Genomic DNA, 8,859 nt, shown 5'->3' on the forward strand with positions numbered 1-8,859 from the left:
GCGCCACAAGCGGTGCGCTCGCGGCACGCCCCCTCCACCACCAGCCTGAAGAAGGCTGGCGGTCCCCCTCCCCCTGCGGGGGAGGATTTGGTAGGGCTCGTATATGACACGCCCTTTCCACCTCGCTTTCCCTGTCCATGACCTCGCCGCGGCGCGCGCCTTTTACGGCGAAACGCTCGGTTGTCGCGAAGGGCGCAGCTCCGACGCGTGGATCGATTTCGATCTTTACGGCCACCAGATCGTCGCGCATCTCGACCCGGCGGCGAAGCCCGTCGCCGTCTCCAACCCGGTCGACGGCCACGACGTGCCGGTGCCGCATTTCGGCGTCGTGCTGTCGATGCCCGACTGGCAGGCGCTCGCCGACCGGCTGACCGCGGCGGGCACGCGCTTCGGGATCGCGCCGCATCTGCGCTTCGTCGGGCAACCGGGCGAGCAGGCGACGATGTTCTTTTATGACCCTTCGGGCAACGCGCTCGAGTTCAAGGCGTTTGCCGATGACGCGATGATCTTCGCGACATGAAGGATTTGTGATGAGCGACCCGATCACCCTCGAAATTCCGCACCAGCTCGGCCTCGCAGGCGCCCGCGCGCGCGTCGAGGGCGGGGTCGGCAAGATCGTCGAGATGGTGCCCGGCGCGACGGCGGTCGATCATCGCTGGGAAGGCGACACGATGCATTTCACCGTCACCGCGCTCGGCCAGCGCGTTGCGAGCCGACTGACAGTGGCGCAGGACAAGGTGCGCGCCGAGATCGACCTGCCGATGTTCCTCCGCCTCTTCGCCGACAAGATCCGCGCGAAGTTGGCGAAAGAAGCGCCCAAGATGCTGCAATAGCCGTGGGACGGAAGCGCTCTACCGAGCGCTAACCCGCCAGATCGTGTTGCCGACATCGTCCGCGACCAGCAGTGCGCCCGCCTGATCGGTGATCACCCCGACCGGCCGACCCTGCGCTTCGCCCTTGGCGTTGAGGAAGCCCGTCAGCACGTCGACCGGCTTGCTGCCCTTGACCGGGAAGCCGTTGCTGCCGAACGGCACGAACGCTACTTTGTAACCCGACACCGGCACGCGGTTCCACGAGCCGTGCTCGCCGACGAACGCGCCGTTGGCGAACTTCCCGCCGAGCTTGGCATCGGCGGCGAAGGTCAGGCCGAGTGCGGCGACGTGCGGGCCCATCGCGTAATCGGGACGCTTGGAATATTCCTGCAGCGCGGGGTTTTCGGGTTTCACGCGGGCGTCGGGATAGCCGCCCCAATAATACCAGGGCCAGCCGAAATTGTCGCCGAGCCCGACACGCGTGATGTAATCGGGGACGATGTCCGAGCCGAGCATGTCACGTTCGTTGACCGCCACCCACAACGCGCCCGACTTGGGCTCGAACGCCATGCCCTGCGGGTTGCGGAGCCCTGCGCCGAAGACGCGGAAAGTCTTCGCCTTGGGATCGACCTGGAGGATGTTGGCGCGGAATTTCTCGGCGTCGAGGCCGTTGTCGGCGATGTTGCTCGACGATCCGACGCCGACATAGAGCAGCCCGTCGGGCCCGGCGAGCAGCGTGCGCGCCCAATGGTTGCCGCCGCCATTGAGCGGGATGACCTTTTCGGGCTTGGCGGTGATCCTGGTCTGGCCGGGCGTGAAGGGCACGCGGACGAGCGCATCGGTGTCGGCGATGTAGAGTTGCCCGTCGAGCAGCGCCATGCCGGTGGGGGAGTTGAGGCCGGAGATCAGCACGGTGCGCGTCTCGGCGACGCCGTCGCCATTGGCATCGCGCAGCAGCGTAATGCGGTTGGGCGAGGGGACCGCGGCGCCGCCCTTCTTGAGCAGGAAGCCCATCACGACGTCGGCAATGCCCTTGGTCGCGCGTGGCGGCGAGTTGGTCTCGGCGACGAGCACGTCGCCATTGGGCAGCCGATAGAGCCAGCGTGGGTGATCGAGCCCGGTAGCGAAGGCGGCGACCTTGAGGCCCGGCGCGGCGACCGGCATCGCGCCATTCTGCCAGCCGACGCGGTCGGCGACCTTGACGGTCGGGATGGTCTGCTCGCGCGGGGCGGAGATGGTCGGGCGGTCGCCCTCGACCGCACTCGCGGGAAGCTGGGCGGGCTCGGGCTGGAACATCCACCAGAGGAGCCCGATCGCGACGACGAGAACGATCGCTAGGATGATGAGAATGTGTTTGCGCATGGACGGGAAATAGGCGGCGAAGCCGGGCAGGGGAAGCGCGTTCTCGCGGGGGCGCTGTGACAAAGAAAGCCCCTCCCCTTAAGGGGAGGGGTAGCGGGTGGGGGAGGCCTCGCAGAGACCTAGCGCCCGTTACTTCCCCACCCCAACCCCTCCCCTGAAGGGGAGGGGCTAAGTACGTGCGTCAGGCGACCGCAGGCTCGCCGCGGACATGGCCCGAGGCCAGGTCGAAGCGGTCGGCGTTCATCACCTTGACCCACGCCTTGACGAAGTCGTGCACGAACTTGTCGCCGGCATCACCCGAGGCATAGACCTCGGCCAGAGCGCGGAGCTGCGAGTTGGCGCCGAACACCAGGTCGGTACGCGAGGCGGTCCACTTTTCCTCGCCGGTCTCGCGCAGCGTGCCGAGATATTCCTCGTCGCTGTCATCGCTGAGCTGCTTCCACGCGGTCTGCATGTCGAGCAGATTGACGAAGAAGTCGTTGGTCAGCTGGCCCTTGCGGTCGGTGAAGACGCCATGCTTCTCGGCCTTGGGGTGGTTGGCGCCGATGACGCGCAGGCCGCCGACGAGCACCGCCATCTCAGGCGAGCTGAGACCCAGCAACTGCGACCGGTCGACCAGCAATTCCTCGGTCGGGACGCTGAACTTGACCGAGAGATAGTTGCGGAAGCCATCGGCCTTGGGCTCGAGCACATCGAAGCTTGCGGCATCGGTCTGCTCGGCCGAAGCGTCGGTACGGCCCGGCATGAACGGCACTTCGATCGTATGGCCCGCAGCCTTGGCAGCCGCCTCGACACCGACCGAACCGCCAAGCACGATCAGATCGGCGATCGACACCTTCTTCTCACCCTTGCCGTCGAAATCGGCCTTGATGCCTTCGTAGACACCCAGCACCTTGGCGAGCTGCTCGGGCTGGTTGACCTCCCAATCCTTCTGCGGGGCGAGCCGGATGCGCGCACCGTTGGCGCCGCCGCGATGGTCCGAATAGCGATAGGTCGAGGCCGAGGCCCAGGCCGTCGTCACCAGCTCGGCCACCGAAAGCCCCGAATTGGCGATCGCCTGCTTGAGATCGGCGATGTCGCCAGCTTCGACCTGCGGGTAATCCGCCTTCGGAATCGGGTCCTGCCAGATCAGATCTTCGGCCGGAACCTCTGGCCCAAGATAGCGGACCTTCGGCCCCATGTCGCGATGCGTCAGCTTGAACCAGGCGCGCGCGAAGGCATCGGCGAACGCCGCCGGGTCCTTCTGGAAGCGCTTGCTGATCTCGAGATAGGCCGGGTCCTTCTTGAGCGCCATGTCGGCGGTCGTCATCATCGTCGGGACCTTCACGCCGGGGGTGTGCGCCTTGGGTGCCAGCGTCTCTTCGGGATTGCCGACCGGCTGCCACTGGTGCGCGCCTGCCGGGCTCTTCACGAGCTCATATTCGTGATCGAGCAGCATGTCCCAATAAGTCTGGTCCCAGGTGATCGGCGTCGGCGTCCAGGCGCCTTCGATCCCCGAGGTGATCGTGTCGTCGCCGATCCCGCTGCCATGCGTCGAGATCCAGCCGAGGCCCTGCGTCGCGATGTCGGCGCCCTCGGGCTCGACCCCGACGAGCGAGGCGTCACCCGCGCCGTGTGCCTTGCCGAAGGTGTGGCCGCCGGCGGTGAGTGCGACGGTTTCCTCGTCGTTCATGCCCATGCGCGCGAAGGTTTCGCGCATATCGCGCGCCGAGCCCATCGGGTTGGGGCAGCCGCCCGGCCCTTCCGGGTTGACGTAAATCAGGCCCATCTGGATCGCGGCGAGCGGGTTCTCGAGCGCACGCCCCGATTCCTCCTCGATGCGCGTCGTGCCGAGCCACTCTTCCTCGGTGCCCCAATAGATGTCCTTCATCGGCTCGAACACGTCCTCGCGTCCGCCGCCGAAGCCGAACACGGGTCCGCCCATCGATTCGATCGCGACGTTGCCCGCCATGATGAACAGATCGGCCCAGCTCAGCTGCTTGCCGTATTTCGACTTGATCGGCCACAGCAGGCGACGTGCCTTGTCGAGGTTGCCGTTGTCCGGCCAGCTGTTGAGCGGTGCGAAGCGCTGCGAGCCCGACGACGAGCCGCCGCGACCGTCACCGGTGCGATAGGTGCCGGCCGAGTGCCACGCCATGCGGATGAAGAACGGGCCATAATGCCCGTAATCGGCGGGCCACCAAGGCTGGCTGTCGGTCATCAGCGCGGTCAGGTCGCGCTTCACCGCGGCGTAGTCGAGCGTGTTGAAGGCTTCGGCATAATCGAAGTCGTCGCCCATCGGGTTCGCCGAAAGGCCATGCTGCTGGAGGATTTCGAGGCTGAGCTGGTTGGGCCACCAATCGCGATTGGTGCGGCCGAGCAGCGAGCGGAGCGCGGCGGGCTCCTTGCTCGGGTCGCTCAGCGGGCTGCCTGAGGTAACGGCGTCCATGTCTCTCTCCATGTCGAGGCTTGTGGTCTCGAAGCGGAGGATGCCATGAACGCCGTGATCGAGGAAATGTATTAAACCGCAGAGAGTGATCGACCGGGTGATTTTCGCGGTTGGCTGTCAGAAGCGGACCGGAAGGCCGAGCATCAGTTGGCTCGCCTGGTTGTCGACATGCTTGAAGTCGACCCTCAGCCCTGCGCGACGGCTCAGGCGATATTCGGCGCCGCCGCCGACAATGAAGCTGCTGCCCCATTGGTAGACGCCAGGGATGCCGGGGTTGAAGTCGATCCGGTACCGGTTCCCGCCATAGCCGCCCGTCCCATAAAGCAGCAGGCGGGGGGTTGCGAGATAGCCGGCGCGGATGCTCAGCCGATAGCCGTAGCGCGGATGCTGCTCGAAGAACCGCACCCCGCTCGGCAACCGCGCGACATCGCGGCCGCCGCCAATGTTGATGCCGATTTCGCCACCGATGCGGATTTTCTCGGCGATCGCGAGGTCGTAACCGGCGAAGGCGCCGGCGCTCGGGCCGACGGCGCGATAGTAGCGGCTGATCGACTGTCCGCTCTGGAGGTCGATCAGGTTGAAATAGTCATGGTCTTCGCGCGCCCCGGCCTCGATGCCGGCGAGCGGCCCGGTAAAGGGGCGCTCCTCGGCACGAGCGGCGGTTGCGGACAGGATGGCGACGGAGACGACGGTGGTGGAAGAGACGATTCGGCAGATCATGGCAGCTCCCCTTTCGCTACGATAGCGAAACGAGATTTGCTTTTGTCGCCTGAATGTTACGTGACCGAAACGGCCATTTCCGGTTAACCTTGCTCGGGTTCGGGCTTGGGGGGATGCAGCCGCAGGCCGAGCACACGGCGCGTGTCGGCGGCGGTGACTTCGAGCGTCCAGCCGCTGTCGTGGACGATGCATTCACCGACCTGCGGCAAATGCCCCGCGAGCACCGCGGCGAGGCCGCCGATCGTGTCGATGTCGCCATCGACCTCGGCGAGCCGTGGATCGATCGTCTCGCCGACATCTTCCAATTCAGCGCGCGCGTCGGCTTCCCAGGCGCCGCCGTCGAGCGGGACGAGCAGCGCCTCGGGCGCGTCGTCATGCTCGTCCTCGATATCGCCGACGATCTCCTCGATCAGATCCTCGATCGTGACCAGGCCCTCGGTGCCGAAATATTCGTCGAGCACGATCGCGAGATGGACGCGTTTTGTACGCATATCGGCGAGCAGATCGAGCGCGCCGCGCGACATCGGGACGTAGAGCGGCTCGCGGATCAGCTCGGCGATGCTCGGCGGGTGCGGCGCGCCGGTGGCGAGGATCTGGAACACGTCCTTGATATGGACCATGCCGATGATCGTATCGAGCTTCTCGCGATAGACCGGCAGGCGGCTGTGGCCGGCCTCGGCGAACAAGGCGACGAGGTTGGCGAAGCTGGTACGCTCCTCGACCGCGACGATATCGGCGCGCGGCACGCCGACGTCGCCGGCATCGCGCTCGCCAAAATGGAGCAGGTTGCGCACCATCGTGCGTTCGAGCGGGGAGAGATCGCCCTTGGCGTCGGGCGCGGGGTCATCCTCGTGCGCGTCGATCGCCTCTTCGAGCGTCGCGCGGAGCGATTCATCGCCGGTATGCCCCGAGATCCAGCTGCGGAAGCTCCGCCAGATGCTGGTTTCCGCGTGATGGGCACCGCCGAGATGGCTGGCGGTGCCGGTAATACTTTGGCCGTCGGGCATGGCGGTCGTTCAGTCCTCTTCGATCAGATAGGGATCGGCAAGGCCGAGGCTCTTGAGTGCGTCGATCTCGATCGCCTCCATCGCCTCGGCCTCCATGCCGACCATGTGGTCATAGCCTAGCAAATGCAGCGTGCCATGCACGATTAAATGCGTTGCGTGATCTTCGAGGCTGACGCCTTTTTCCATCGCCTCGCGCGCGCAGGTTTCGTGCGCGAGGACGATGTCGCCGAGCAGCACCTCGCCATCGTCGCTGTTCCGCCCGATCGTGTCGAGCAGATCGGCCTGGACCATCGGGAAGGACAGCACGTTGGTCGGCTTGTCCTTCTGGCGGTATTGCGCGTTGAGGATTTGCACCTCGGCATCGGTGGCGAGGCGGATCGAGATTTCGACCGTCGCCGCGCCGGTGACGAGTTCTCCGTGTGGCGTGCGCGAGATTGCCGCGGTGGCGGCACGGGTGGCGAGCGCTTCCCAGTCGTGCTCGGGCCAGACGTCTTCGTGGGAGAGGGCGATTTCAAGCATCAGGCAAGGTCCGTATGGAGGAAGTCGTTGCCCTTGTAGAGCAGGCTGGCGTCGTTGGTCTTGGCGCAGGCATAAGCGAAGCAGTCGCCCATGTTGAGCTTGGCGGCGTGGCCGGTGCCTTTGCCATAGCGCTGATACGAATCGACAGCGACAGCGCTCTCCCTTGCGCCGATCGGAACCAGACGGATCGCGAAGTCGGCGACGAACGTTTCGATTTCGGAAAAGGCGAGCGTGATCGGCACTGTCCGTTTCCTGGCAATCGCGCGCGCCGCCTCCCATAGCGAGATCGCCGAACAGACGATTTCTTCCGCCGCGCCGAACCTTTCTTCGAGGGCGGGCGAACCAGGCTCTGCTGTGATCATCGCGACCATCGCCGATGCATCAAGAAAGAGGATCAATCCTCATCCTCATCGTTCAGCGAATCGTAGAATGCCTTGTCGGCCTCGAGCCCGGTCGGGTGACCGAGCGGATGGTCCGCGCGCCATGCGGCGAGCCGATCATGGATGCTCCGGTTCTGCTCAGCTTGAAGCGCGCGTTTGCGATGCTCGAGCGCGTCATGAACCGCAGCGGTCTTGCTGGTGCCGAGCAAGGCCGCAACCTCACGCGCGAGATCGGCAGTATCGTGGTTTTTAATGTAGAGCGACGCCATCGCAGCCTCCGGGATATCCTCAAAATACAGCGAGGATATCCCGAATGTCAATCAGCTCGCGCCTTCATACGCCTCGACGATACGACCGACAATGGGATGGCGCACGACGTCGCCCGAGCCGAAGCGGCAGATCGACAGGCCTTCGACGCCTTCGAGCCGCCCGACCGCATCGTTCAACCCGGACGCATTCATGCCGCCGGGAAGATCGGTCTGCTTGGGATCGCCGCACACCACCATCCGGCTGTTCTCGCCGAAGCGGGTGAGGAACATCTTCATCTGCGCGGGCGTGGTGTTCTGCGCTTCGTCGAGGATGATGAACGCGTCGGCCAGCGTACGCCCGCGCATGAAGGCGATCGGCGCGATCTCGATCTCGCCGCTGGCGATGCGGCGCTCGACCTGCTCGGCGGGCAGGCAGTCGTTGAGCGCGTCGTAGAGCGGGCGAAGGTAGGGATCGACCTTCTCCTTCATGTCGCCGGGGAGGAAGCCGAGCTTCTCGCCCGCCTCGACCGCGGGGCGCGAGAGGATCAGGCGCTGGACGCTGCCGGTGATGAGCTGGGCCACCGCCTGCGCGACCGCGATATAGGTCTTGCCGGTGCCCGCGGGCCCGAGCGCGAAGATGATGTCGTTGTTGAGCAGTTGCCGCATGTAATGCGCTTGGGCGATCGTGCGCGGGACGATCGTCTTCTTGCGCGTGCGGATCATGATCTGCGGGACGGCGCCGCCGCCGGCATCGGCCTGGATGATCCCGGCGAGCGTCGGCTCGCTCGACATCGCGATCACCGCGTCGATCAGCCCGGTATCGACCACTTCGCCGCGCACGATGCGGTTGTAGAGCCCATGGAGCACGTCACGGGATTGAGCGACGGCTTCGGCGCTGCCCTCGAGCCCGACCTTGTTGCCGCGCGCGGTGATGTAGACGCCAAGCTTGTTCTCGAGCGCGAGCAGGTTCTGGTCGAATTCGCCGAACAGCTGCGCCATCAATTGGGGACGATCGAACACGAGTTCGGTGCGGCTGCGATCACCGGATTGCGCGGGGACGGGCTTGCGGCTCATGCGGTTCCTTAACGTCGGAGGGTGAGCAAAAGGTAGGGGGCGCGGCGCGGATAGATAGGTGGCGATCGGAATATTCCGACGCGGCGCCCGCAGGCGCTGGGCGCGCGCGCGAGGATCAGCGGCGCAGGCCGATCCGTTCGAGCACGATGCGTCCGCCCGACAGCAGGATCATGCCGACGCCCGCCGCGATATAGACCCACAAGGCCGCCGGATTGCGCTTCCATTGCGGCGGCACGAGCTCGGTCGGGGCGGGTTTGGGCATGAGCTGTGGTTTGCGCTTTTTGTTTTACAGTGTCGAGTGTTTCTGGT

11 protein-coding genes are annotated in these 8,859 nt (G+C 65.5%); 2 read left to right on the plus strand and 9 right to left on the minus strand.

The annotated features are described in order from the left end of the window. Window positions 1-103 precede the first annotated feature (103 nt). Window positions 104-520, plus strand: a complete 417-nt coding sequence (locus RH90_RS10545; protein ID WP_010185577.1) for a VOC family protein — start codon at window positions 104-106, stop codon at window positions 518-520. A gap of 10 nt (window positions 521-530) precedes the next feature. Continuing rightward, on the plus strand, window positions 531-833 hold the full coding sequence (locus RH90_RS10550; protein WP_010185579.1) for a polyhydroxyalkanoic acid system family protein: 303 nt from the start codon (window positions 531-533) through the stop codon (window positions 831-833). 18 nt (window positions 834-851) lie between these two features. Here RH90_RS10550 and RH90_RS10555 read toward each other — a convergent pair whose 3' ends face one another. The 9 genes from RH90_RS10555 to RH90_RS23410 form a co-directional block, all read right to left on the minus strand. Continuing rightward, window positions 852-2,174 carry a PQQ-dependent sugar dehydrogenase gene (locus tag RH90_RS10555; RefSeq protein WP_029625225.1) on the minus strand — a complete coding sequence of 441 codons (1,323 nt, stop codon included), beginning with the start codon at window positions 2,172-2,174 and terminating at the stop codon, window positions 852-854. 181 nt (window positions 2,175-2,355) lie between these two features. Further along, window positions 2,356-4,602, minus strand: a complete 2,247-nt coding sequence (gene katG, locus RH90_RS10560; protein ID WP_010185582.1) for a catalase/peroxidase HPI — start codon at window positions 4,600-4,602, stop codon at window positions 2,356-2,358. Between the two features lie 117 nt (window positions 4,603-4,719). Continuing rightward, window positions 4,720-5,322 carry an outer membrane beta-barrel protein gene (locus RH90_RS10565; RefSeq protein WP_010185584.1) on the minus strand — a complete coding sequence of 201 codons (603 nt, stop codon included), beginning with the start codon at window positions 5,320-5,322 and terminating at the stop codon, window positions 4,720-4,722. An 83-nt stretch (window positions 5,323-5,405) separates the two neighbouring features. Further along, a complete protein-coding gene (locus RH90_RS10570; protein WP_010185586.1) occupies window positions 5,406-6,329 on the minus strand; it encodes a hemolysin family protein in 924 nt (307 codons plus the stop codon). Window positions 6,330-6,338: 9 nt separating this feature from the next. After that, on the minus strand, window positions 6,339-6,848 hold the full coding sequence (gene ybeY / locus RH90_RS10575) for an rRNA maturation RNase YbeY (RefSeq protein ID WP_010185588.1): 510 nt from the start codon (window positions 6,846-6,848) through the stop codon (window positions 6,339-6,341). Further along, on the minus strand, window positions 6,848-7,246 hold the full coding sequence (locus RH90_RS10580) for a type II toxin-antitoxin system VapC family toxin (protein ID WP_010185589.1): 399 nt from the start codon (window positions 7,244-7,246) through the stop codon (window positions 6,848-6,850). The genes ybeY and RH90_RS10580 overlap by 1 nt, the downstream gene beginning before the upstream one ends. Further along, complete coding sequence (locus tag RH90_RS10585) at window positions 7,243-7,497, minus strand: type II toxin-antitoxin system VapB family antitoxin (protein ID WP_010185591.1); 255 nt, start codon at window positions 7,495-7,497, stop codon at window positions 7,243-7,245. Before RH90_RS10585 ends, RH90_RS10580 begins: the two co-directional genes overlap by 4 nt. Window positions 7,498-7,548: 51 nt before the next feature. Next, the gene (locus RH90_RS10590; protein WP_010185592.1) at window positions 7,549-8,550 is read right to left on the minus strand and encodes a PhoH family protein; all 1,002 of its coding nucleotides are present in this window, start codon (window positions 8,548-8,550) and stop codon (window positions 7,549-7,551) included. A 115-nt stretch (window positions 8,551-8,665) separates the two neighbouring features. After that, window positions 8,666-8,812 (minus strand): hypothetical protein, encoded by a 147-nt coding sequence (locus RH90_RS23410; protein ID WP_157134567.1) that lies wholly within the window; start codon window positions 8,810-8,812, stop codon window positions 8,666-8,668. Window positions 8,813-8,859 lie beyond the last annotated feature (47 nt).

The organism is Sphingomonas sp. PAMC 26605 (assembly GCF_000241485.1).
In the GTDB taxonomy this organism is placed as follows: Bacteria; Pseudomonadota; Alphaproteobacteria; order Sphingomonadales; family Sphingomonadaceae; genus Sphingomonas.

Bases quoted from the DNA above. Each gene is read 5' to 3' on its own strand.
- RH90_RS10550 (WP_010185579.1), top strand. From the start codon at position 531: ATGAGCGACCCGATCACCCTCGAAATTCCGCACCAGCTCGGCCTCGCA.
- ybeY (WP_010185588.1), bottom strand. From the start codon at position 6,848: ATGCTTGAAATCGCCCTCTCCCACGAAGACGTCTGGCCCGAGCACGAC.
- katG (WP_010185582.1), bottom strand. From the start codon at position 4,602: ATGGACGCCGTTACCTCAGGCAGCCCGCTGAGCGACCCGAGCAAGGAG.
- RH90_RS10570 (WP_010185586.1), bottom strand. From the start codon at position 6,329: ATGCCCGACGGCCAAAGTATTACCGGCACCGCCAGCCATCTCGGCGGT.
- RH90_RS10555 (WP_029625225.1), bottom strand. From the start codon at position 2,174: ATGCGCAAACACATTCTCATCATCCTAGCGATCGTTCTCGTCGTCGCG.
- RH90_RS10545 (WP_010185577.1), top strand. From the start codon at position 104: ATGACACGCCCTTTCCACCTCGCTTTCCCTGTCCATGACCTCGCCGCG.
- RH90_RS23410 (WP_157134567.1), bottom strand. From the start codon at position 8,812: ATGCCCAAACCCGCCCCGACCGAGCTCGTGCCGCCGCAATGGAAGCGC.
- RH90_RS10590 (WP_010185592.1), bottom strand. From the start codon at position 8,550: ATGAGCCGCAAGCCCGTCCCCGCGCAATCCGGTGATCGCAGCCGCACC.
- RH90_RS10565 (WP_010185584.1), bottom strand. From the start codon at position 5,322: ATGATCTGCCGAATCGTCTCTTCCACCACCGTCGTCTCCGTCGCCATC.
- RH90_RS10585 (WP_010185591.1), bottom strand. From the start codon at position 7,497: ATGGCGTCGCTCTACATTAAAAACCACGATACTGCCGATCTCGCGCGT.